The following is a 24,150-nucleotide window of genomic DNA, read 5'->3' as shown; positions in this document are numbered from 1 at the left end:
CTAGCGCCCCTGCACAGGGAGAATTGCATGGGCAACAAGGTCGCGCTGGTTTTAGGTTCAGGGGGCGCACGGGGCTATGCGCATATCGGTGTCATCGAAGAGCTAAGCTCGCGTGGCTATGAGATCAGCTGCATCGCTGGGTGCTCCATGGGCGCAGTGGTGGGCGGTATCTATGCGGCAGGCAAGCTGGAGGAATATCGGGAGTGGATCGAGAGTCTGGATTATCTCGACATGCTTCGCCTCGTCGACCCGACCTTCAGCCTTGGCGCGATACGTGGCGAGAAGATATTCGGACGGATACGCGAGATGCTCGGGTCGCTAAACATCGAGGACTTGCCCATTCCCTATACGGCCGTCGCCGCCGACCTGACCAATCAGCAGGAAATCTGGTTTCAGGAAGGCAACCTGGAACTAGCGATGCGCGCTTCAGCGGCCATCCCGAGTTTGTTCACCCCGGTCATGCAGGGCAATCGGATGCTTGTCGACGGCGGCATTCTGAATCCGCTGCCCATCGTGCCGGTCGTGTCGAGCCACAGCGACATCATCATCGCAGTCAACCTCAACGCCAACAACCATCGTCAATATCCCTTGCCGGAAATCCTACGTCCGGGCCGTTTCGACGCGATGTTCAACTCCATAAGCTCGCACCTCCCTTTCTGGCGTCGGGACAACACGCTAGATGAGCAGGTTGCCGAACTCCAGGCAGGCGAGCTTGCTCGCGATGGCCAGCCGCCCGGCGCGCCTACCGGTCAGAGCGCGCCCAAGTCCGCAGAGGGCTCGATGGTAATCGACGTAGGGGGCCCGGCATCGCTACTGGAGTTGATCAACCAGAGTTTCGAAGTCATGCAGTCATCACTGTCGCAGTACAAGATCGCAGGCTATCCACCCAACGTCTTGATCAACATTCCCAAACGCGCATGCCGCTTCTACGAGTTCTACAAGGCCCCCGAACTGATCCAGCTCGGGCGGATCGTCGCCAGCGACGCCTTGGACAAGTACGAGCAGGAACAGCTATAGAGCGGCGGCATCAGTTTTGATCAACGCGCCCAGCCGGCAGCGTTTCGTGACCCGCGGCTTCCGGCACCTCTTTGATCAGCCAATCGCTTAGCAGGCTATAAGCGACTGCCAGTAGCGTCGGTCCCAAAAACAGGCCCATGAAGCCGAACGCCAATACGCCGCCGAATACTCCGAGCAGTACGACCACAAGCGGTAGGTTGCCACCACGACTGATCAGGTAGGGCTTCAACACGTTGTCCACCCCGCTGATGATGAACATGCCCCAGATACCGAGGAAAATCGCCATACCGTACTGGCCCTGCCAGGCGAGCCAGGCCACCGCAGGCCCCCAGACCAGCGGCGGTACCATCAGGAAGCTGAACGCAAAGGTCAGCAGTCCCAGAATCAACGCGCCCGGGACACCCGCGATGCTGAATCCGACATAGGCCAGAATTGCCTGAGCGGCAGCAGTGCCGATCACTCCGTTGACAACGCGCTGTACCGTTCCAGCAACCAATTCCAGGTAATGGTCGGCCCGGTTGCCGATCAGGCGATGCAACAGGCTGTGAACGAACGCGGCGAGTTTCGGCCCGTCACGGTAGAAGAAAAACACCAGTACCAGACTCAACGCCAGTTCCAGCATTCCGCCGCCAATCCGTGCGCTACGCACCAGCAACCAATTGCCCACCTGACCTACGTACGGCCGGATCGTAGCGAAGAAGGCCGAGCCCTGCTCGTCCAGGGTATTCCACATATTAAGGAGGCTGCCGCCAATCAGCGGCAACTCCCCCAGCCATGTAGGCGGCGCCGGCAAGCCCTGTACTTGAAGATTGTGCACGAGCACGTTCACGTCGCGAATCTGGTCGGCGATGTTGAGCCCCAACCACACCAGCGGAATGGCTACGAGCACCATCCAGCCAAACGTGAGCAATGTTGCCGCTAACGTCGAATTACCGTTCAACCAGCGCGTCAGCACCCGCATGACTGGCCAACTGGCAAACGCCAGTACGGCTGCCCAGAAAAGCGCCGAAACGAACGGAGCTAGCACCCACACGCAGGCACCGAGTAGCACCAGGAGCAGAATCTGCACCAGCAAACGATCATTGTTGAGCATCAGGCTACCTATCGAAGAAACGCGGTGCGCCTTGAACAAGGCGCACGAGACAGTTGTATTGCAGTCTGAAAGGTGCGCTCAGCGCAATAGGCGCAGACGCAAACCCGCTTCGTCAGAGGCAGACGCCTCCAATCTGCGCGCCTTGATTCGCTCGGTCGTCAATGCTTCATACCAGGCCGCTGCCCCTCTTCCTAGCAGCTCCACACGTACCGTGCTGTCTAGGCGCAGCACGTTCGCAAGCAAAGCGCCCCAGTCCGCAGTAGGCTCATCTGGCAGTCGAGGCAGCCACAACTCGCCGGTGCTTTTCAGCTGACGGAGCAATGTTGCGGGGCTCGGCAATATCACGCCGAGCGGTGTCTCGGGGGTGAATTGCTCGACGTGCAGGTACGGACGGCCATTGCCCCGGGTTATGCCATAGAGCGCGATGAGCCGATCCGAGTCACCCGGGAGGCGTGCCAGCAGATACGCCTGCCGTGCCTCAGGACCGTAAAGCGTCGACAGCTCGAAGATATTATTCGCCCACAGACTGCTCGACCCACAATCGCGCCCTTCACACCAGAACAACAACTCTGCACCTTGTTCCAGTAAATGACTGCGTGTCCGCTCGAAGGCCTCGATGCCGGTGTGCACGCTGGGCAACTGATAAGTGACTGCAGTGAGATGACCGGGGGCGCTGATCTGATCGCTCATCCGCAGCCGTCCGCTAATGCGGCGGATCGAATCCAGTGGATAGGTTCGCTCCACCACCGGCCGATCCTTGAACACGGCGATTTCTGCCTGCGGGTACCGTGGCACGGCGTCGATGTCGCTGCTGCCGGGTACGTCGGCAGCATTGGACAGGCTCGCCGTCAATGCCAGCGCAGCAATCCAGGCCCCTCGCATACAACCCATCAACGGGCGCCCTTGGACTGTTGGGCCTGGTGGAACGTGCCACTATTGAAAATAGCCAAAGCCAGACCACCAGAAGATGCGGCGGTAAGCGATTCGATCATTTTGGGATTCCTTGCTTAAGCAAGGCGTCAGCCTCGCCAGTTGGCAAATGCAAGTCAAGCAAGGGTTTGCGACAGATTCTTGCGAAACGTGAAGCAGCCGGTCAGCGCGATAAGAAAGGATTGAACACCGCGGCAACAGCCCGCGCACCAACGACATCATCCAAATGTAGGTGATGGCCACCAGCAAGACGATTCAGCTCAAACGGAAGGCCCTTGGCAAGCTTCAACATGGCCGGGTCGGTCATCAACCCTTGCTCGGCCAATATCAGGCTAGCCGGACACGCCACTCGATTGACGAACGCCATGGCATGCGCACGGCTCAAGCGCATCGGAGATGGCAACATCAGACGAGCATCCGTGCGCCAGGTGTAGCCTCCCGGAACGGGCATCAGCCCACGCTGAGCAAGCAGCTCGGCAGCCTCGTGACTGACCGCGCCGACGCCCTTCATTCTTGCCGCCACTGCCTGCTCGAATGTTTCGTAGACCGGCTTGCGCTTGGCATCCACCTGAAGGAGTGCCTGCAACGATTCGCCAAGCTTTTGCGGGGCCGTTTCGGCTTCGCCGGTATAAGGAATAACACCGTCGATCAAAGCCAGCCGCTCTACCCGCTCAGGCATCGAACCAGCAAGCAGGACCGAAGCAATCGCACCCATAGAATGTCCGAGTAGCGCGAATCGCTTCCAGCCGAATTGCTCCGCAGTCTGTAGCACATCGTGTGCGTAGTCCCAGATGTTATAGGACGCGCCGACAGGCCGATGATCCGAATGACCGTGACCCGGCAGATCCAGCGCAACGATCCGCAACCCTTCAAGTAATGGCGCCAAACGGCTAAAGGTCGCTGCATTATCCAGCCAACCATGCAGCGCGATGACGGGTCGCCCGTTCTCCGGGCCGTATAGATGCGCCGCCACCTCGATATGCGGCAGTCTTAGGCGAACCTCTTCGAACGCGACGGTCATGCGGCACCTCGTTGGCTCATTCCACCCCATCGACCGAAGAGTTGCCGAAGCAACATTGCAGTGTCATTTGGATGTTCAAGCGGAAACATATGCCCACCTGGCAATGTATGCGCTTCGCCATGTGCAACCAGGCGCAGCAGGTATGCATGATGAGGCAACACGACCCGACTCTGCCGGCCACGCACCACCGCCAGAGGAATCTTCAATGCGTGCGGCCAGCCAGGCGTGACATGCGGCACGCTGCGGTAGATGCGGATTTCGGTTTCGGGATCGAAACGCAGGCGTACTCCGTTGTCGCTCGGCTCAAGCCCGTGCTCGACGTACGCATTCAGGCAATCGGGATCGAATCGCTTGAACAACGGCTTGCTTGAGAAGTAACGCCTGGCGTCTTCAGCGCACTCGAACTCTTCGCGACGTCCCAAGGTACGGCCAGCCGGTGTCAGCCGATCGATGAAGCCAAAGCGTTTTGCAGCCCAGATGACGGTCTGATCGAACCAGGTCGGCATAGGCGAATCGAGCATCACGACACCACGATAGAGTTCGGGCCTCTTTAAAGCGGCGTGATAATGCAGCATGCCGCCGAGGGAGTGGCCCACGCCCCACACCGGCTCGTAAAGCGCCTCCAACTGCTCAAGCAATTCCTGGACGAGGTTATGCCAGTTATCGTCTACCGGGAACCGGGGATCATGACCATGCTGGTCGAGGTGCGTCACACTGTAGTCCGGCGCCAGCGCAGCGAACAGCTTGCGATAGGTCCCGGATGGAAAGCCGTTGGCGTGGGCAAAAAAAATGCGCTGCGTCATAGGTTCGATGCGACCGAAGAAAGGCAACCATTGTCTGGTTCCGCCCCCTGTCGGGCAATCGGTCGCAGCGGCTTATCGAAAGGCAGTCATGCCAAATATGGCGTCTGCCGCGCCGAGGTCAGGCGCCAGGGCTGCTTTGACTGATGGGGACGACTGCAACGGTGAGTCGAGAAATGCAGCTCGGCTTGCCATCGTCTCCAGCCAGACGGATATCCCATACATGACTGGAGCGCCCCAGATGCACGGGACGACAGACCGCAGTCACCCGCCCGGTGCGCAGCGCGCGAAGATGGTTGGCGTTTACCTCAAGCCCAACACAATAAAAGCGGCTCGAATCAATGCAGTGGTAGCTGGCCATGGATCCGACTGTTTCGGCGAGTACGACCGAGGCGCCGCCGTGAAGCAAGCCGTAGGGCTGATGGGTCCGGGAATCGATCACCATACTGGCGGTCATCGAATCGTCGTCGACGGCTTCGAAACGGATATCGAGCAGCTCGACGATGGTGCCTGCTCGGCTGGCGTTCAATTGCTCAAGGTCAGGTTGTTGCTGCCAGATGCCCAAATGTTCGCTCCAGTTTATTGTTGTGTTGGAACCGAGACGCCTTGAACAGGGCTAACGGGGATGCCGGAGATCTTCCAGACGAAAAAGCCCTGCTGCAACGTGCTCACCTTCCAGCCTGGCGAGGCTCGCGGTCGCCATCGGCAAAGGCGAATCGCGATTACCACTGAACAGCAAGCCGCCCAACGCGCCGACGAATGGCTGGTGGGTAACCAGCAGAAGATTCTGCTCGCTGCGACGATCCAGGTAGAGCATGGCGTCCTTTGGATCGGCTTCTGGTGTCAGCCACGGTACCGTTTCGACGGGCCCGGAGAATCCCAGCACTTGTCGAGCAACATCGGCGGTTTGCTGTGCTCGCTGATAAGGGCTGACAAGAATCACATCCAGCTGTTCGCCCTGCAGATGCCGTGCGCTAACTTCTACCTCCTTCCGGCCGGTTTCAGTCAGGTTGCGTTCAGCATCGGTGCGGGCCCGCGGCTCAGCTTCGCCATGACGTAACAACCATAACTTCATGCCTGAGGCTCCTGTTTGGGCGGGGCGGGCGCCACCGGATCGGCTTTTTCCAGATCCGCCGGGCGTGGCGATGGCCACTCGGACAACGGCCAGGGCTTGCGATCAGTATTGAAGGTACCGAAACGGCCGATCTGCGCAACGTACTGACTCAGACTATCGCCAAAGCCCTGCAAACTTTCATTGGGCCTTCCGTTGACAGCTCGCATGATCAGCTGAGCGACCACTACTACCAGCAGCGCTATCTCGGCCAGTTGCCAGACAAAAAAGAAAACCAGCATCCAGATCGCTCGCAGTATCAGCGACTCACGATCTGCATCGCGTTGTGATGTGCTCATGATGACTCCGGTATCGTTTTTCAGAAACCTTCCGTGGAGATGAAATCCACATCGGTTTTGGGTTCGCCGCGCATCAATAGCGCGATGACCTGCTCGAGCGTACGCCCCTCGAAAAGAATGGCATGCAGCCCAGCGACAAGTGGCATATAAACCTGCAGCTCCTCGGCTTTGCACTTCAACACTTTGATAGTGTTGACGCCTTCCGCCACCTCGCCCAGCCGGGATACAGCCTCGTCGAGCCTCAGTCCTTCGCCAAGCGCATAACCGACCTGGAAGTTGCGGCTTTTGGGCGAAGTACAGGTGACTATCAGATCACCAACACCGGCCAGCCCCAGGAACGTCATCGGGTTGGCACCCAACCTGACGGCGAAGCGCGTCATTTCCGCAAGAGCCCGAGTAATCAACATACTTCTGGTATTTTCGCCCATGCCGAGCGCTGCGGCCATCCCAGCCATGATGGCATAAACATTCTTCAATGCTCCGCCAAGCTCCACACCGAAACGATCTGAGCTCGCATACACACGAAAGGTCCGCCCATGCAGCGCCTGCTGCACGCTACGGCAAAGCGCCTCGTCGTGACTGGCAACCACCGTTGCGGTCAACGCATGCTCGGCCACTTCCCGCGCCAGATTTGGCCCGGATATCACCCCGATCCGGGCCTGCGGTGCGATCTCTTCCAGAATTTGGCTCATCAGCGTGAAGCCCTGCGCTTCGATACCCTTGGTCGTGCTGACCAGCATCTTGCCCGACAACTGGTCGGCGAAGGGAGATAGCGCATCGCGCAACGCGCTGGATGGCAACGCGACGAAGATCAGCTCGCACTCAGCCAGGGTTGGTCCGATATCGCTGACCGGAGTGACGGGCGGGAGCACCGTCACTCCCTTCAAATAACGAGGGTTTTGGCGGTGTATACGAATGCTTTCGGCCTGCTCGGCATCGCGCATCCATAAACGAACGCTGTGTCCGTTCTCGGCCAGGAGATTCGCGATAGCAGTGCCGAAGCTGCCGCCGCCTAGCACCGCGATGGGTTGCTGTTCAGTCATGTGGAATCCGTTATCAACTGCCGAGTGACAATGGTCGGCATTATACGTAGCGCTCCGAGAGCAGCCAGTCCAATCCAAGATCCTTGTGGAATCATCAGGTTACAGTTTCAAACGGTGGCCACCGACTGCGATAGCCTTCAGCCGAAGCCCGTTTTGCCGCAACGTAAAGAGCGCCCCTCCCTACGGTTCATGCGAGGCAGAACGTCACATGGTCGTTGTCAAAGGACAGGAGTGTTAAAGTATTGGCCCGTTTCTGCCTCGGTCGGCTAGTAGGTGGCGGAACAATCGGTATCAAAGCCATGCGCTGTGACTTTCAGCGCAAGGCTGCAGTCTATGACTAGTCTTATGACCAGACTCGCGATTTTGAGTCGGATGACAGCAGCAAGCCCTCCATAAAGGGACCATTGAGGAATACGCATGACCAAACAACAGGCCTTTACTCGGGAAGATCTGCTTCGTTGCAGCCGCGGCGAGCTGTTCGGCCCCGGTAATGCGCAACTGCCCGCGCCGAACATGCTAATGGTCGACCGCATCGTTCATATCAGCGAAGTCGGCGGCAAGTACGGCAAAGGCGAACTGGTTGCTGAGCTGGATATCAACCCTGATCTCTGGTTCTTTGCCTGCCATTTCGAGGGTGACCCGGTCATGCCTGGCTGCCTGGGCCTCGATGCCATGTGGCAGCTGGTCGGCTTCTATCTAGGCTGGCAGGGCAACCCGGGCCGCGGTCGTGCACTGGGTTCTGGCGAGGTCAAATTCTTCGGTCAGGTTCTGCCGACCGCCAAGAAGGTCACCTATAACATTCATATCAAACGCACCATCAGCCGCTCATTGATCCTCGGGATTGCCGATGGAACGGTCAGCGTCGATGGTCGCGAGATCTACAGTGCCGAAGGCTTGCGTGTCGGCCTGTTTACCTCTACTGATAGCTTCTGAAGGATTTCCGCATGCGTCGCGTCGTAATCACCGGCCTGGGTATCGTTTCCTGCCTTGGCAATGACAAAGACACCGTTTCCGCCAACCTTCGGGCCAGTCGCCCCGGCATTCGCTTCAACCAGGCCTATGCTGACATGGGCTTGCGCAGTCAGGTATCGGGTTCGGTCGACCTGAACCTTGAAGAATTGATCGACCGCAAGGTCCTGCGCTTCATGGGCGACGCGGCGGCATATGCCTACCTGGCGATGCAACAGGCTCTGGAAGATTCCGGCCTCAGCGCTGATGAGATTTCCAATCCGCGCATCGGTCTGATCGCAGGCTCCGGCGGCGCTTCCACCATCAATCAGATGGAAGCCATCGATATCCTGCGCGACAAAGGCGTGAAGCGCATTGGCCCGTATCGCGTGCCTCGCACGATGAGCAGCACGGTTTCCGCTTGCCTGGCAACGCCGTTCCGTATCAAGGGCATCAACTACTCCATCGCCTCAGCCTGCGCTACCAGTGCACATTGCATCGGGCACGCGATGGAGCAGATTCAGATGGGCAAGCAGGATGTTGTCTTCGCCGGCGGCGGTGAAGAAGAACATTGGAGCCAGAGCTGCCTGTTCGATGCGATGGGCGCCCTCTCCAGCCAGTACAACGAAACGCCTGAGAAAGCCTCTCGCGCCTATGACGCCAATCGCGACGGATTCGTCATTGCGGGCGGCGGCGGCATGGTGGTGGTAGAGGAACTGGAGCATGCGCTCAAGCGCGGCGCCAAGATCTATGCAGAAATCGTTGGCTACGGCGCTACGTCCGACGGCTACGACATGGTCGCCCCGAGCGGTGAAGGCGCACTGCGCTGCATGCAGCAGGCAATGGCCACGGTTGAAGGTGACGTCGATTACCTGAACACCCATGGCACCTCCACTCCGGTGGGTGACGTCGCTGAAAGCAAGGCCGTACGCAACATGTTCGGCGACAAGATTCCAGCCATCAGCTCGACCAAGAGCCTGTCAGGTCACTCGTTGGGCGCCGCAGGCGTGCATGAAGCGATCTACTGCATGTTGATGATGCAAGGAAACTTCATCGCCGGTTCGGCCAACATCGACGAGCTGGACCCGGAAGTTGCCGATCTGCCGATCGTCCGTGAAACCCGCGAAGATGCCAAGATCGATACCATCATGAGCAACAGCTTCGGCTTCGGCGGTACCAATGCAACGCTGGTTCTGAAACGCTGGAAAGGCTGATCGATACACCGCTACAAACAACAACGGCGCCTCAGGGGCGCCGTTGTTGTTTCTGATGCGCTGTGTTCTGGCAGGTCGTGGAGCCACACGGGAACGCGACCAGACCAGAGCGCTTGAATCAGGCAGTCTGCGATTGTTCGGTCACGTCTCCATGCGCCATGCATGATGCCGCAGTGAACAGCGCATCCGTCGAAGAATTCAGCGCGGTCTCGGCCGAATCCTGGATGACTCCGATAATAAATCCGACGGCTACGACCTGCATCGCCAGATCGTTGGATATCCCGAACAAGCTGCAAGCCAGCGGAATCAGCAGCAGCGAACCGCCAGCGACGCCCGAAGCACCGCATGCACATACAGCCGCAAGCAAGCTGAGCAGGATAGCGGTGGGGACATCCACGACGATACCCAGCGTGTTGACCGCCGCCAGTGTTAGTACGGTGATGGTGATAGCCGCACCGCCCATATTGATGGTCGCACCCAGCGGGATCGAAACCGAGTAAGTGTCCTTGTGTAGCCCCAGCCGCTCGCACAACTGCATGTTTACTGGAATGTTGGCTGCTGAACTGCGGGTGAAGAACGCAGTGATACCGCTCTCCCTCAGACAGGTGAACACCAATGGGTAAGGATTGGCGCGGAGCTGCCAGAACACGATCAGCGGGTTTACCACCAACGCCATGAACAGCATGCTGCCCACCAACACGAGCAGAAGCTGCAGGTAACTGGCTAGCGCAGCAAAGCCGGACTCAGCCAAGGTGCCAGCGACCAGGCCAAAGATACCCAGCGGGGCAAAACCGATGACGACTTTTACAATCAAGGTTACGCCATCCGCCATATCGGCAATGAGATCACGAGTGCTCTGACGGGCATACCGAAACGCAAACCCTAGCCCAATCGCCCACGCCAGGATGCCGATGAAGTTGCCGTTGATCAGCGCATGGATCGGGTTATCCACGATGTTGAACAGCAACGTTTGCAGGACCGCGCTTACACCTGCAGGCGGTACAACGTCGTTCGCCTGACTGACCAGTGTCAGGCTCGTCGGGAACATAAAGCTAGCGATGACCGCAACGGCCGCGGCGCTGATCGTGCCCAACGCATAGAGAAACAGAATCGGACGGATGTGCGTCGGCTGTCCGCGCTTGTGATTGGCCAGCGAGGCAGTTACCAGAACGAACACCAGCACCGGCGCGACAGCCTTCAACCCACCGACGAACAGACTGCCCAGCAAACTGACCGAGGCTGCAGCCTCGGGCCAAAGCCAAGCCAGCAGACAGCCTGCAACGAGGCCGACCACAATCTGCGTGACAAGCCCGACACGCTTGTAAGCTCGGAATAAAGTAGAGGGGGAATTGGACATTTCGGAGTCTCGGCGTAGACGGCGGGATCAGGCGAGGCCGGTCGCTACAGGAGCGACAGTCGGTGCCTGCGAAAAACGCCGAATGGTACGCATCTCCACCCGTTCTGCCCAGCTTTAAGGACGAAACGGATAGGCGAGTTCTGCAGCGGCAGCATTGAAAAGCGAAGCCCCTTGTCGGGGCCACGCGAAAACAAGCGCCGGTCAAACGCGAAACCGTGCCACTAGTTCGTTGAGGTTGATTGCCAGTGAGGCCAGCTCCTGACTCGCTGCGCTCGTCTGATTGGCACCAGCGGATGTTTGAAGCGACAGGTCGCGAATGTTCACCAAGTTGCGATCCACTTCACGCGCAACCTGAGCCTGCTCCTCCGATGCGCTGGCAATCACCAGGTTACGTTCGCTGATCTGAGTGATGGCACGCGTAATACCTTCTAGCGCCTCGCCAGCGGTACGGGCAATCTCCAATGTAGTCCGAGCGCGCTCGTTGCTGGTCTGCATGGCCTTCACAGCCTTATCGGTACCTTGATGAACGTCGCCTATCATCTGCTCGATTTCCTGAGTGGATTGCTGGGTACGATGCGCCAGCGCTCTTACTTCATCAGCGACCACAGCAAAGCCCCGCCCCGCATCTCCAGCTCGTGCTGCTTCGATTGCAGCGTTCAGCGCGAGCAGATTGGTCTGCTCGGCGATCGAGCGGATCACATCCAGCACTTTGCTTATGTCACGCACCTGTCCCGCAAGTTGTTCAACCTGTGTTGCAGTGCTAGTCACGTCGCCTGCCAGCAGATCAATAGACTCAACAGTCTTGATAACCTGCTGACGGCCATGCTGCGCCGTTGCGTCGGACTCGCGCGAAGCCTCAGAGGTCGCTACCGCGTTGCGGGCCACCTCATCCACCGCAGCGGTCATCTCGTTTACAGCGGTCGCGGCTGATTCGATTTCATGATTCTGTTGATGCAAGCCGCGGGTTGAATCCTCGGTAACCGCATTGAGCTCTTCAGCCGCAGACGCCAGTTGGTTGGACGAGTCAGCAATCCCTTTGATGGTGGTGCGCAGGCTCTGCTGCATGGTTTTCAGCGCCGCCAATAGCCGTGCAGGTTCATCCTTTCCTTCGACTGAAAAATCGCGAGTCAGATCACCAGACGCCACGCCCTCGGCAACCGCTACGGCCTGGCTCAGAGGCCTGACGATACTGCCGGTGAACCAGACAGCCAGTGCAACGGTAGCGATAGCTGCCAATACGATCGTCACGATTACCCAGGTAAATGCCGTTTCATACGCTTCTAATGCGCGAGCAGCCGCGTTACCAGCCTCTTTACCAGTCAAGCGCTGGAGATCGAGCAGAGCCCGGGTCATCTCATCGGCATAGGTATTGATCGGGCCGCTCATAACCTGAATCGCCTGCTCCCGTTCGCCCTGACTGACCAAGTCGACGACTTTATGCTGCTCGGTGAAATATTGAGCTTGGGCTTTCGTGAACCGCTCATAGGCCGCCTTATCCTCGGCGGTGACGAGGCGCTTCGCGTAGGCGGCGTTGAGTGTGCGCACATCCTCGACAAGTTTGGTCAACGACTGTATGGACGTGGTAAGGGCTTCGCCGTCAACAAGCATCGTCCGCATCGTCAAGGCACGGATGCGTAACATCGCCGCGTTCAGGTCGCCCAGACTGACGATGCTAGGTAACCAGTTCTGATCTACTTCGTTGGACTCCTTACGCATATCCGCCATCTGTTTAAGGGCAAAGAGGCCAAGCAAAAGGACCATCACCCCGATCAGACCAAAACTTACTGCGGAACGAGCGGAGACGTTCAAGTTGCGAATCGACACGGCAATTCCTGCTCCATGATTTCGCTGCAGGATCGCAGCGATTCTTCCAGCAACTATCGGAGCAGGTCTAAAAACCTTGAATATTTGACGCCAAAAATATTGCGGTTGCGGCAAGAGCGCGACGGATGGTCGCCCCGCTCAACCGGTTTCAAATCGTCCCAGGCTAGCGCGCCTCCGGCTGGGCGCTGCGCGGCAATATATTTAGGAAGTTGTCGCGTGCCACCTTGCGTGCCACCTGATCGGGCAGCGCATCAAGAAACGGATCAAATGCGCGCATCGCCTCACCCAGCCCGTCGAAACGGCCAACCACGTCCGATCCAATCATGAAGCGCGTTGGGTGCCGTTCGACCAAAGCGACCCAATCTGGATCGGGCTTACCCGAGCTGTTCAGCAGGTAGGGCTTGAGCATCGTCCACGACAGATCGATATAAAGGTTGGGATAGTCGCCCAGCAACCGCTTGACGGTCGGTAGTAGAAAGTCGAGCTTCTTCTGATGCCGATACAGTTCCATGCTCGTCCCGGCATGGGCCCAGATGAAACGCGTGTGCGGATGATTCCGCAAAGGTGCTTCCAGCTCTTCTAAATAGAGCGGGTTGCGCTCACGTTTGGAGGTGATGTTCGAATGAAGCATCACCGGCAAATCGAACTCCGCAGCAAGGTGATAAACACGCGTGAGCGCCTCGTTGTTAGCGCGCGGCGTATCACCCTGAGTCAACGCCGTTATATCGTCATGTCGAGTGAAAACCTCCCCAAGCCCCTGCCAGAGCCCTGGGTCGAGATCAAGCATGCGCCGGATATGCGCATCGGCATTCTTGTCATTCGGGTTGAAGCCTGACAGGAAGGGATGAAAGCGTTTGCGCTGGTCGGCATCCAGCTCTTTAAGCGCAGCGGCTACTAATACATCGGTCGCGCTGTACCAGTACACCGCAGCATCGTCACCGGCGTAGTAGCGAGGACGTTTGGGCTCGTTCTCGTGCCATTTTTTAGCAACCGGGATGCCGCTGATCATGACGTGATCAATGTTGGCCTTGTCCATGGCTGTGAGCAGTTGCTCCATGCCATCGCTTTCTTGAAAGAAATCGACGAAATGCAGATGTGAATCACTGTAGTGGTAGTCACGTGCCTGCGCAGGCGCTACTGAGACAACCAGGCAAAGAGCGGCAAGATAGCTTCGTATATTGAACAACCGATGTCCTCCTGATGAACATGCGCATAGACCGTTCCGCTGGCAGACGGTTCATAAACCTTGCCTCCTGCCAGATTGCCGAAACATTTCCCCCGCTGATTCCATACGCACGCCAGCAATAAAAAAGGCCCGTCAATGACGGGCCTTTCAAGGGGCGGCTACGGTTAGGCGGACAGCTCAACCAGCAACTTGTTGAGACGCTGCACGTACGCTGCCGGATCTTTCAAGCTATCCCCCGCTGCCAGCGCGGCCTGATCGAACAAGATGTGCGACAGGTCTTCGAACCGGTCTTCATCCGGCTCGGCGTCGAGCTTCTCGATCAGCGGATGTGCAGGGTTGATCTCGAAGATGGGCTTCGATTCCGGCACTTTCTGCCCGCTGGCTTCAAGGATCTGACGCATCTGCAAACCAAGGTCTTGCTCGCCGATAGCCAGAATAGCCGGGGAGTCGGTTAGTCGATGGGATACACGTACCTCAGCAACCTCATCGCCGAGCGCAGCTTTCAGGCGCTCGACCAAGCCTTCCTTCGCCTTGGCAATTTCTTCCTGGGCCTTTTTGTCCTCTTCGGAGTCGAGCTTGCCAAGGTCGAGATCGCCACGAGCAACATCGACGAACTGCTTGCCATCGAACTCGGTCAGGTAGCTCATCAGCCACTCGTCGATGCGATCGGTTAGCAACAATACTTCAATGCCTTTTTTGCGGAAGACCTCCAGGTGCGGGCTATTCTTGACCTGTGCATAGGATTCGCCGGTGAGGTAGTAAACCTTGTCCTGGCCTTCCTTCACACGGCCCAAATAATCGGCGAGCGACACGCTCTGCTCACCAGAACCATCATGGGTAGAGGCGAAACGCAGCAGGCCGGCAATCTTCTCCTTGTTGGCGAAGTCTTCAGCCGGGCCCTCTTTCAATACCTGACCGAACTGCTTCCAGAAGTTCTTGTAGTCTTCGGGTTTGTCCTTGGCCAGCTTGTCCAGCATGTCCAGCACGCGCTTGGTCAATGCCGACTTCATCGAATCGATCACCGGGTCCTTCTGCAGGATCTCGCGAGATACGTTCAGGGAAAGATCGTTGGAATCGACCACCCCCTTGATGAAGCGCAGGTACAACGGCAAAAACTCATCCGCCTGGTCCATGATGAAGACGCGCTGTACATAGAGCTTTAGGCCCTTGGGCGCTTCACGCTGGTATAGGTCAAACGGTGCACGGCCAGGCACGAACAGCAGCGAGGTGTACTCAAGCTTGCCCTCGACCTTGTTGTGGCTCCAAGCCAACGGATTTTCAAAGTCGTGACCGACGTGCTTGTAGAATTCCTGATATTCCTCGTCCTTCACTTCGGTGCGTGGACGGGTCCACAGTGCGCTGGCTCGGTTGACCGTTTCCCATTCAGTCTCGGCGGGTTTGTCCTTCTCCTCCCCGCGAAACTCTTTAGGCAACTCGATTGGCAGCGCGATGTGATCGGAATATTTCTTGATGATGTTACGAAGACGCCAACCGTCAGCAAACTCTTCCTCTCCGGACTTGAGGTGCAGAACGATGCGGGTGCCACGCTCTGGCTTTTCAATGTTCGCAACCTCGAAATCGCCCTCTCCCTTCGAGGACCAGTACACACCCTCTTCGGGAGCAGTGCCTGCGCGGCGGCTGAACACCTCGACCTGCTCCGCGACGATGAAGGCGGAATAGAAGCCAACGCCAAACTGGCCAATCAGGTGCGAGTCCTTCTTCTGGTCACCGGTCAGATGCTTCATGAAATCAGCCGTACCCGACTTGGCAATCGTGCCCAGATGGGTAATGACATCTTCCCGGTTCATGCCGATACCGTTGTCATCAAGCGTGACGGTCTTGGCATCCTTATCGAAGCTCACACGAATCTTCAGATCGGCCCCGCCCTCAAGCAATTCAGGCTTGGCCAACGCTTCGAAACGAAGCTTGTCGGCGGCGTCCGAGGCGTTGGAAATCAGTTCGCGAAGAAAGATTTCCTTGTTTGAATACAAGGAATGAATCATGAGGTGAAGCAGTTGCTTCACCTCGGTCTGGAAGCCCAGGGTTTCTTTGTTTTGAGTCTCCACACTCATCGTCTTGCAAACTCCACTTCGTCAATGGCACGGACCGCGACTGCGGCGATGACAAGCAGATGGGGGCTTGGAGGTGGAATTCAAGTGCAGAGCACGAGTGGCTGGGCCAGTCAGACGACCCTCCGTTAAGGATCGAGTAATTCGAGCAAAACGATATCGTCGGGGTTGAGATTAAATGCAACTTCCCCAGGCCCCTTTACCCGCTGGCGAATGGCCAGATAGCCATCTCGATCCAGCCCTACGAAACGCCCTTCGGCGACCGCGCCACGCTCGGTATGAGCGCGTACCTGCAGCTGCTCGTAGCGCGCAGGATCGCGTAGCAACCGTGCCAGAGAAAACCGATGGCGACGATCTATTCCAGTCAAAGGCTGGTTGCTCAAGGATGCTATCGGTTGAACCGCCTTCACATCCTCCTTTATCGGCATCGGATCAGGCAGTGCCGGATAAACGTCATTAACGATCGCCCAGCCCTGTTTGCCTTTGGTGATATCCAGCTCGAAAGGCTTGGACTCGCCGTCTACCACAGCCTGCACCGAAAGATCGGCCTGCAAAGTCGGAAAATGAACTGGCGAAAGAGTTTTGACGTTTACTGATCGGGTTTTGAAGCGGCGCTGCAAATGGTCCTTCACCAGATATTCGATTGTGTCCATCGCGTCATGGGTGAGATCGACTTGTCCGTCACGGTAACGCAGGTCATTGGTCAACAATTCGACGCGCCCACTGAGGCTCGTTTGATAATGAGCAGGCAGGACCAGGTGGAATGCACCGACCAGCTTGTTTGGCGGCTCCGGCTGAAGATCCAGATGCAACGTGTAACCGCTTTGAACCCTGCGTGCTTCGGGAAGCTCCTGCTCGATGCCCATCCAGCTGATTTCGACCTCGGGTAAGGGGCCCGCATCGCCGGGCAGGACATCGACCTCCACAGCTTCAGACGGCACTGCACCGAGACGGATCGTTACTTCCTGACGTGCGAACAGCTCATCCCCCTCACGCAGAACAAGCACGCCATCCCTGTACCGTCCAACGTGTGGTTTGAATGATTTGCCATGAAGTTGCCCATGCAAGCTCATAGCCAATTCGTGGCCTTGCGCTTGCAGGTCCGGCTGGAGCCATTCAAGGCTGGCGATAGCCTCTATTCGTTCCGGATCATGGCTGGCGAGCAAGGTAAAACCGACCACCAACGGAATAAATCCCAACCCAGCCAGACCTACAGCCTTTCGGGCGACAGCCCAGTGACGCACAACATAAACCAAGGTGAGGGGCGGTAGCAGACTGGAGATACCCCATAACAAACCTGTACCGAACGCCAGAATAATCAACCAGATTAGACCTGCTGCAACCAGCAGTACTCCAACCAGTATCAGCAACGCATCCATTCAACACCTTCGATCCAGCTACAGTGGTGCCGGCCAGATCCATCAGGGCTCGTTGATTTTGAAATGGCAACGCGCGGTAGCGATCGGCTCGGCCTGATTCGTTTGCCAGGCTGTAATCGAGACGTTGGCGACACGTCGTCCCTGGCGCCAGACCTGGCAAGCGGCAAAGGTGTCACGATAGTGACCTGCCCGGAGATAATCTATCGAGAAGTCGATGATTTTGGGTAAATGCGGCGAACCCATGAACATCAACAGATGGAGCATTGCCGCGTGCTCCATAAAGCCAGCAATTACACCCCCATGAATGGCCGGAAGTGTTGGGTTGCCGATATTGTCCTGATTTTTCGGCAACCGGAACACCATCTCATCACCCAGTCGCAGGCACTCGATACCGATGAGCCTTGCATAAGGTACGGCCTTCAAAAGTGCATCGTAGTCGTTACTGGCGTGAGCCTCGCTGACCAGTGCATCAAGGTCCAGAGCGCTCATCGTGGGAACTCCCGCCCGGTTAAGACGGCGTTGTTGCCCATCCGCATGAAAGCACCAACAACATGCGCGATCGGCTCGTTGATATCGCGCTGATACGCAACACCACGTGTAAAGATGACCGTTGGCGTAACCCGATAGCATTCGGCAAAGCCGAACACGTCAAGGTTCGGCTCCGCAGGGTGCATGTAATCGATGCGTAGATCGAGCGTCGGGCATATCTCGAGCTCGGGCAAGGCACATGCCGTCGAGATGCCACAGGTTGTATCCATAAGAGTCGTAATGGCGCCACCATGCACCCGGCCGCTTTCAGGATCGCTGACAATCTTTTCACTATAAGGAAGACGCAGGGTGAGCCCCTGGGGACCGGCGTGCTCGACGCTCATACCTAGGACCTGACAGTGACGTAAAAGGCCAAGAAAGCGCTGGGTACGCTCAAGTATCTGACTATCGCTCATGCCGACTCTCGGGAAAGATCAAGCCGCATAGTTTACCGCGCGGCTTGCCCCTGCCCTACTCCTTAGGCTGGTCGACTGGCGAGGTGGGCAAGGTGGGTGTGAACACCATGACCTTCAGCACGTCGGAATGAAACTCACGGCGATACAAGACCAGCACCACGCCGGTGGTTACAGCCATAAAAAACCAGGGATGAATAAACCAGGACAAGGTCGCCATCCCGAAGTAATAAGCTCGCAACCCGAAATTGAACTGGTTCGCTGCCATCGAAATGACCCTGGCGGCCCGCTCGGCGAATGACTTTCGCTCCAGGTCACTGACATTGCGTTCTCCAGCCATGGGTGCCGAGGCTACCAACACGGCTGCGAAGTTGTATTGCCGCATGCACCAGCTGAACGTGAAAAACGCGTAAACGAACACCACCGCCAGGGCCAGTAATTTGATCTCCGAAAGTCCGCGACTGACCGGTTGGGCGAATGGCAGATCTGCCAACAGCGAGACAGCCCGTTCCGATGCGCCCAAGGCAGTCAGGATACCGGCCAGGATAATCAGTGTACTGGATGCGAAAAATGCAGCATTACGCTCCAGATTACCGATCACGTTAGCATCAGCAATACGGTTGTCACGCAGCAACATCCGCCGCATCCAGTCCTGCCGATACAGATGCAGGACGCTGGCCAGGCAAGCCGTATCACGGCCTCGCCAACTGGCATAACGGGTATAACCGGCCCAGCACAGAATGAACCAAGCAACGGCGATAATATGCGGCAGCAGGTGACTCGGAACGAACATGAGAAACCTCTCGAACAACTGCGCCTGATTATAGCCAGCGAAACGCCGAATTTCCTGTGGACCACCTAGACGTCATGCAGAGACGCGGCGTAAGCCGAGCACTCGATCAACCAGAGCTGAGGCCACCAACGTCACGAGGACCGGAACAAGCCAGCCCATGCTCTCAGCTGCCAGCGGAAGTTCGGTAAACAGGCCCGGCACCAGGCTCTTGAACCCGGCTGCGGCGAGCCCGTCTACGATACCGAACAGCAGCGTGACAACCATGACCGGCACGAACACACGGCTTGGTGATATCCATAAGCGATCAAGCAAACTCAGCACAATCAACGCGATCGCCAGTGGATACAAGCCGACCAATACCGGCACCGACACATTGATCAGTTGGGTTAGCCCCTGATTCGCTACGGCCAGACTGAACAAGGTGAACACCACGACAACTGTACGGTAGCTGACCGGAAGCAGCTGGCTGAAAAACTCACCACAAGCCGTCGTCAGCCCAACGGCCGTCGTCAAGCAGGCCAACGCGATTACAACCGCTAGCAATAGGCTACCGGGCGTGCCAAAGGTATGTTGCACGTAGCTTGTCAGAATCTGCACGCCATTCTGGGCGTCCCCCGCTATCTCCTGACTAGTCGCACCGAGATAGAACAGAGCCAGATAAACCAGTGAAAGCCCGGCGGCAGCAATCGCACCTGCGATGATCGAATAGCGTGTGACCAGGGCAGGCTCGGATACGCCACGGTCACGAATTGCCGTAGCGATGACGATGCCGAAGACCAGAGCCCCGAGCGTATCCATCGTCAGATAGCCATCAAGAAACCCCTTGAGCAGTGGGCCGTTGCGATAGCTTTCCGCGGTAACGCCGACCTCTCCGGCTGGCGCAATAATCGCGGCACCACCCAGCACCAATAGCGCGGCAAGGAGAACCGGGGTGATGAATTTGCCGACGCGATTGATGAGCTGGCCAGGGTTGAGCACAAGCAATAGCGTCGCCAAAAAGAACGCAACGGTATAGATGAACAGCGGAATCGCGGAATTGCCACTAAACGGAGCGACGCCCATTTCGAACGAGACCACAGCCGTTCTTGGAGTAGCGAAAAGCGGACCAATCGCAAGATAAACAGCAACGGCTAGCGATACTCCGGCAATGCGACCCAGCGGAGCGGTCAAAAGATCCATTCCGCCACCGACACGAGCCAGCGCGACCACTGTCAACAAAGGCAAGCCGACACCAGTCAACAGAAAACCCATAGCAGCCGGCCAGAAGTTATGCCCAGCTGCAAGCCCAGCGCTGGGTGGGAAGATAATATTGCCGGCACCGAGAAACAGTGCGAACGTCATGAATCCAAGGGCCAACAAATCCAGGCCTTTCAATCGAGTCATTTTACGATACCAACTGCGATGGGTTTCGGTACGCCCAGCGTACCCAGACAGTTCCGACACGCTGGCGCTAACGCGCCATGTTCGAAAAAAAGCCTGCACCTTAAAGGAATTGCCGAGTACAGGCGAGCAAATGCCGTCTCCTGCGGCGAAGAACGCAGACACGACAAATCGGCTCGCGAACCGACCAACAATCTCGGTGTCTAGTCCTGAAATAGGTTTACACCTGTTTCGCCTAGATTTGCGTTATCTAGAACGCTCGATGCACTGCATCGGGCGTTTTGTATTTCAGGGCCATATGCGGTCGCTCTGTGTTGTAGATCCTGATGGCCTCGCTGACCATCGATCTGGCCTGTATCAGGTCATCGGGACTCGCTAACAGTAATTCGTTCTTCAGAACTCCATTCACCCGCTCCGCAAGCGCGTTCTGATAGCAGTCGTATCCATCTGTCATCGAACACTGGACGCCATGGCGCTTGTGCAGCGCCTGGTAGAGAGCCGAGCAATACTGTATTCCTCGGTCGGAGTGATGGACGAGTGCATGATTACCCTGCCGCTCTTTCAATGCCTGCCGGAACGCGACCGCCACTGATTCTGCTTGCAAGCCCTCATGGACGTGATAGCCGACGATTTTTCGTGAGTAGGCATCAGTGACCAAGCTCAGATACAGAGGGCCGTTTCGACCTGGCAGGTATGTGATATCCGCTACCCACACGTGGTTGGGCGCTTTCGCCTTGACCTGATCAGGCCCTGATTTGAGCAGGTTTGGGTGCCGATAAAAGCGATGAAAACTCTGGGTGGTCTTGTGATAGGCACGCTTGGGCTGGATCAATAACCGGCGCTCTGCCAGGATCCTGAACAGCCGATCACGCCCCACTTTCAAGCGGTCATTGGCCTGGCTGCGCAGAAGATAATGCAGCTTGCGCGTACCGATCCGCGCTTGGCGCAGCCTTATGCGCTGAACATATTGCGCGACCTGTTCATCCTGTCTATGACGCTCATCAGCAACACGGTTGCGCTTGTAGTAAGCCTGACGACTGATGGATAGAAACTGGCAAGCCCTGACGATGGTCAGCCCTTGGATTTGTTCTTGCGAGAGGACTTGCCGGGTCGCTTTTTTACGATCGAGACGCCGTAATCCTTCTCCAGCACATCGACCACGGCTTCGAAAAACTGGGCCTTCTGACTCGTGAACTGAAGTTGTTGCTCCAGCTCCTTGATACGTTGCTCAGGCGTAAGGTCTTTGGGATCGGTCACGGCTTGGCTCCTGTCGGCTCGAATGGATGCCCCCTGGCTCCAATCCTGCCGACCATGCTTACGCAACCATACCAAAACGGTGGATCGGCCCTGAATGCCGTAGCGCTGCTGAGCCTGTTTGTAGGTCAGCTCGCCTTTTTCGACCTGATCAACCACCGCCAATTTAAAGGTCAGCGAATAATCACGCTGTGTACGCTTAACACCTTGCTCCATCGAACTCTCCAAATTCGCAGGCAGAAGGTGTAAACCTTATTTAGGACGGGACACGGAAATGAAAAAAGGCCAGTCAGGTACTCCTGACTGGCCTTTTCAAGAAGCGAAACCTAATCAGGCTTGCTTGACGTCCCAGCCGGTCACCTCGGCAAGCGCTTTGCCGATGTCAGCGAGCGAACGTACGGTTTTAACGCCAGCGTCCTGCAGCGCTGCGAACTTCTCGTCGGCAGTACCCTTGCCTCCAGAGATAATCGCGCCTGCATGGCCCATACGCTTACCAGCCGGAGCGGTCACCCCAGCAATATAGGAAACGACCGGCTTAGTAACATTTGCCTTGATGTATGCAGCAGCTTCTTCCTCAGCTGAACCACCGATTTCGCCAATCATGACGATGGCTTCGGTCTGCGGGTCCTCCTGGAAAAGCTTGAGGATATCGAGGAACGTGGACCCCGGAATCGGGTCGCCACCAATACCCACGCAGGTGGACTGACCGAAACCGGCATCCGTTGTCTGCTTGACCGCTTCGTAGGTCAGCGTGCCCGAACGGGACACGATACCAACCTTGCCTGGCATATGGATGTGACCCGGCTGGATACCGATCTTGCATTCGCCCGGAGTAATCACGCCCGGGCAGTTCGGGCCGATCAGGCGGACGCCCATCTCGTCGCACTTGATCTTCACTTCAAGCATGTCGAGCGTTGGGATGCCTTCGGTAATGCAGACGATGAGCTTGATGCCGCCAAACACCGCTTCAAGGATGGAATCCTTGCAGAAGGGAGCCGGAACGTAGATCACCGACGCGTCCGCGCCAGTCGCTTCGACAGCTTCCTTGACCGTGTTGAAGACCGGCAGACCCAGGTGAGTCGTGCCGCCCTTACCGGGAGTTACACCGCCGACCATTTTGGTGCCGTATTCGATGGCCTGCTCAGAGTGGAAAGTACCTTGCGAACCGGTGAAACCCTGGCAGATAACCTTGGTGTCTTTATTGATCAGGACGCTCATTATTTGCCCTCCGCGGCTTTGACGACTTGAATGGCCGCATCGGTCAGGCTCGTCGCACCAATGATGTTAAGACCACTTTCACCCAGCATCTTGGCGCCGAGCTCAGCATTGTTGCCTTCGAGACGGACGACCACCGGAACCTTGACGCCGACTTCCTTAACCGCCCCGATAATGCCTTCGGCAATCATGTCGCAACGGACGATACCGCCGAAGATATTGACCAGCACTGCTGCGACGTTGTCGTCGGAGAGGATGATCTTGAACGCTTCGGTCACGCGTTCTTCGGTCGCGCCACCACCGACGTCCAGGAAATTCGCAGGCTTGCCGCCGTGCAGATTGACAATGTCCATCGTACCCATTGCCAGCCCGGCGCCGTTGACCATGCAGCCGATGTTGCCGTCAAGGGCGACGTAGTTGAGTTCCCACTTGGCAGCGTGCGCCTCACGTGGGTCATCCTGGGAAGGATCCTGCATGCCCCGCAGCTTCGGCTGACGATAGATGGCGTTGCTGTCGATGTTCAGCTTTGCATCCAGGCAGTGCAGGTTGCCGTCTTTCTTGATGACTAGCGGGTTGACTTCCAGCAAGGCGAGGTCGTAATCAACGAACAGCTTGGCCAGCCCCACAAAAATATGGACAAACTGCTTGACCTGATCGCCTTTGAGACCGAGCTTGAATGCAAGCTCACGCCCTTGGAACGGCTGAGCACCAACCAGCGGGTCGATGGTCGCCTTGAGGATTTTTTCCGGCGTGTCGTGAGCAACCTTTTCGATGTCCACGCCGCCTTCGGTGGATGCCATGAAAACGACGCGACGGGTAGCGCGATCAACCACGGCGCCCAGGTACAGCTCTTTCTCGATATCAGTGCACGCCTCAACGAGAATGCGGCTGACGGGCTGACCATTAGCGTCTGTCTGGTACGTTACCAAGCGCTTATCCAGCCACTGCTCGGCAAATGCACGAGCTTCATCCTTGCTGCGAACCAGCTTTACACCGCCAGCCTTGCCGCGACCACCCGCATGTACCTGGGCTTTAACAACCCACTCAGTACCGCCGATCTGGTCACAAGCTTCTGCCGCTTCCTTGGGGCTATCTACCGCGTAGCCTTTGGAAACTGGCAATCCGTATTCAGCAAACAGTTGCTTACCCTGATATTCATGAAGATTCATCTTAGCTACCGTTCGGTTTGATGTGCATCAGACGCCGCTTTTAGCGGTGTCACCTCAAGTCGCTGAAAACTATCGAAGATACCTTTCAAGGACCTGTCATAACTTGC

At 57.2% G+C, this 24,150-nt stretch carries 23 protein-coding genes; 3 read left to right on the top strand and 20 right to left on the bottom strand.

Annotation, left to right across the window (positions count from 1 at the left end; all coding sequences use genetic code 11):
• The first annotated feature begins 27 nt into the window (after nucleotides 1-27).
• Entirely contained in the window at nucleotides 28-1,017 is a 990-nt protein-coding gene (locus JQR87_RS08330) for a patatin-like phospholipase family protein (protein WP_407291005.1), read from the top strand.
• 10 nt (nucleotides 1,018-1,027) lie between these two features.
• On the opposite strand, the gene JQR87_RS08325 is transcribed toward JQR87_RS08330, so the two are convergent.
• The 8 genes from JQR87_RS08325 to JQR87_RS08290 form a co-directional block, all read right to left on the bottom strand.
• The gene (locus JQR87_RS08325) at nucleotides 1,028-2,110 is read right to left on the bottom strand and encodes an AI-2E family transporter (protein ID WP_407291006.1); all 1,083 of its coding nucleotides are present in this window, start codon (nucleotides 2,108-2,110) and stop codon (nucleotides 1,028-1,030) included.
• A 78-nt stretch (nucleotides 2,111-2,188) separates the two neighbouring features.
• The gene (locus JQR87_RS08320) at nucleotides 2,189-2,992 is read right to left on the bottom strand and encodes a DUF4892 domain-containing protein (RefSeq protein WP_407291007.1); all 804 of its coding nucleotides are present in this window, start codon (nucleotides 2,990-2,992) and stop codon (nucleotides 2,189-2,191) included.
• Between the two features lie 211 nt (nucleotides 2,993-3,203).
• Nucleotides 3,204-4,061: an alpha/beta fold hydrolase gene (locus JQR87_RS08315; RefSeq protein WP_407291009.1), complete on the bottom strand. Its 858-nt coding sequence runs from the start codon at nucleotides 4,059-4,061 to the stop codon at nucleotides 3,204-3,206.
• The gene (locus tag JQR87_RS08310) at nucleotides 4,058-4,864 is read right to left on the bottom strand and encodes an alpha/beta fold hydrolase (RefSeq protein ID WP_407291010.1); all 807 of its coding nucleotides are present in this window, start codon (nucleotides 4,862-4,864) and stop codon (nucleotides 4,058-4,060) included. Before JQR87_RS08310 ends, JQR87_RS08315 begins: the two co-directional genes overlap by 4 nt.
• A 118-nt stretch (nucleotides 4,865-4,982) precedes the next feature.
• A complete protein-coding gene (locus JQR87_RS08305) occupies nucleotides 4,983-5,426 on the bottom strand; it encodes a hotdog fold thioesterase (protein ID WP_407291012.1) in 444 nt (147 codons plus the stop codon).
• 51 nt (nucleotides 5,427-5,477) lie between these two features.
• Nucleotides 5,478-5,936 (bottom strand): phosphohistidine phosphatase SixA, encoded by a 459-nt coding sequence (sixA, locus tag JQR87_RS08300; protein WP_407291013.1) that lies wholly within the window; start codon nucleotides 5,934-5,936, stop codon nucleotides 5,478-5,480.
• Nucleotides 5,933-6,271, bottom strand: coding sequence for a DUF4389 domain-containing protein (locus JQR87_RS08295; RefSeq protein ID WP_407291014.1), 339 nt, complete (start codon nucleotides 6,269-6,271; stop codon nucleotides 5,933-5,935). The genes sixA and JQR87_RS08295 overlap by 4 nt, the downstream gene beginning before the upstream one ends.
• 20 nt (nucleotides 6,272-6,291) lie before the next feature.
• The gene (locus JQR87_RS08290) at nucleotides 6,292-7,314 is read right to left on the bottom strand and encodes an NAD(P)H-dependent glycerol-3-phosphate dehydrogenase (RefSeq protein ID WP_407291015.1); all 1,023 of its coding nucleotides are present in this window, start codon (nucleotides 7,312-7,314) and stop codon (nucleotides 6,292-6,294) included.
• Between the two features lie 417 nt (nucleotides 7,315-7,731).
• Between JQR87_RS08290 and fabA the strand changes: the two genes are divergently transcribed.
• Entirely contained in the window at nucleotides 7,732-8,247 is a 516-nt protein-coding gene (gene fabA, locus JQR87_RS08285; RefSeq protein ID WP_045161538.1) for a 3-hydroxyacyl-[acyl-carrier-protein] dehydratase FabA, read from the top strand.
• A gap of 11 nt (nucleotides 8,248-8,258) precedes the next feature.
• Complete coding sequence (gene fabB, locus JQR87_RS08280) at nucleotides 8,259-9,476, top strand: beta-ketoacyl-ACP synthase I (RefSeq protein ID WP_407291017.1); 1,218 nt, start codon at nucleotides 8,259-8,261, stop codon at nucleotides 9,474-9,476.
• Nucleotides 9,477-9,594: 118 nt separating this feature from the next.
• Here the strand turns inward: fabB and sstT are convergent, their stop codons facing one another.
• The 12 genes from sstT to sucC form a co-directional block, all read right to left on the bottom strand.
• A complete protein-coding gene (gene sstT / locus JQR87_RS08275; RefSeq protein ID WP_407291019.1) occupies nucleotides 9,595-10,833 on the bottom strand; it encodes a serine/threonine transporter SstT in 1,239 nt (412 codons plus the stop codon).
• 201 nt (nucleotides 10,834-11,034) lie between these two features.
• Nucleotides 11,035-12,657: a methyl-accepting chemotaxis protein gene (locus tag JQR87_RS08270; RefSeq protein ID WP_407291021.1), complete on the bottom strand. Its 1,623-nt coding sequence runs from the start codon at nucleotides 12,655-12,657 to the stop codon at nucleotides 11,035-11,037.
• Nucleotides 12,658-12,820: 163 nt separating this feature from the next.
• Nucleotides 12,821-13,834, bottom strand: a complete 1,014-nt coding sequence (locus JQR87_RS08265) for an amidohydrolase family protein (RefSeq protein ID WP_407297775.1) — start codon at nucleotides 13,832-13,834, stop codon at nucleotides 12,821-12,823.
• A gap of 173 nt (nucleotides 13,835-14,007) precedes the next feature.
• Nucleotides 14,008-15,915 (bottom strand): molecular chaperone HtpG, encoded by a 1,908-nt coding sequence (gene htpG / locus JQR87_RS08260; protein WP_407291022.1) that lies wholly within the window; start codon nucleotides 15,913-15,915, stop codon nucleotides 14,008-14,010.
• A gap of 125 nt (nucleotides 15,916-16,040) precedes the next feature.
• Nucleotides 16,041-17,291, bottom strand: a complete 1,251-nt coding sequence (locus JQR87_RS08255; protein ID WP_407291024.1) for an MFS transporter — start codon at nucleotides 17,289-17,291, stop codon at nucleotides 16,041-16,043.
• 42 nt (nucleotides 17,292-17,333) lie between these two features.
• Nucleotides 17,334-17,780, bottom strand: coding sequence for a PaaI family thioesterase (locus JQR87_RS08250; RefSeq protein ID WP_407291026.1), 447 nt, complete (start codon nucleotides 17,778-17,780; stop codon nucleotides 17,334-17,336).
• Entirely contained in the window at nucleotides 17,777-18,235 is a 459-nt protein-coding gene (locus tag JQR87_RS08245; protein ID WP_407291027.1) for a PaaI family thioesterase, read from the bottom strand. Before JQR87_RS08245 ends, JQR87_RS08250 begins: the two co-directional genes overlap by 4 nt.
• Before the next feature lie 55 nt (nucleotides 18,236-18,290).
• Nucleotides 18,291-19,025, bottom strand: a complete 735-nt coding sequence (locus JQR87_RS08240; protein ID WP_407291028.1) for a DUF599 domain-containing protein — start codon at nucleotides 19,023-19,025, stop codon at nucleotides 18,291-18,293.
• Nucleotides 19,026-19,097: 72 nt separating this feature from the next.
• The gene (gene brnQ / locus JQR87_RS08235) at nucleotides 19,098-20,408 is read right to left on the bottom strand and encodes a branched-chain amino acid transport system II carrier protein (protein WP_407291030.1); all 1,311 of its coding nucleotides are present in this window, start codon (nucleotides 20,406-20,408) and stop codon (nucleotides 19,098-19,100) included.
• A 247-nt stretch (nucleotides 20,409-20,655) separates the two neighbouring features.
• Nucleotides 20,656-21,875 (bottom strand): IS3 family transposase gene (locus JQR87_RS08230; protein ID WP_407295720.1). Its coding sequence is split into 2 segments (ribosomal slippage): nucleotides 20,656-21,527 and nucleotides 21,527-21,875, totalling 1,221 coding nucleotides; the frame shifts between segments, so codons are not numbered across the junction.
• Nucleotides 21,876-21,989: 114 nt separating this feature from the next.
• Entirely contained in the window at nucleotides 21,990-22,877 is an 888-nt protein-coding gene (gene sucD / locus JQR87_RS08225) for a succinate--CoA ligase subunit alpha (protein ID WP_434157892.1), read from the bottom strand.
• A complete protein-coding gene (gene sucC, locus JQR87_RS08220) occupies nucleotides 22,877-24,043 on the bottom strand; it encodes an ADP-forming succinate--CoA ligase subunit beta (protein ID WP_073299510.1) in 1,167 nt (388 codons plus the stop codon). Before sucC ends, sucD begins: the two co-directional genes overlap by 1 nt.
• Nucleotides 24,044-24,150: the final 107 nt, after the last annotated feature.

Source organism: Stutzerimonas stutzeri (genome assembly GCF_051028275.1).
GTDB classification, from domain to species: Bacteria; Pseudomonadota; Gammaproteobacteria; order Pseudomonadales; family Pseudomonadaceae; genus Stutzerimonas; species Stutzerimonas stutzeri_AS.
This window is presented reverse-complemented; position numbering and strand designations above follow the sequence as displayed.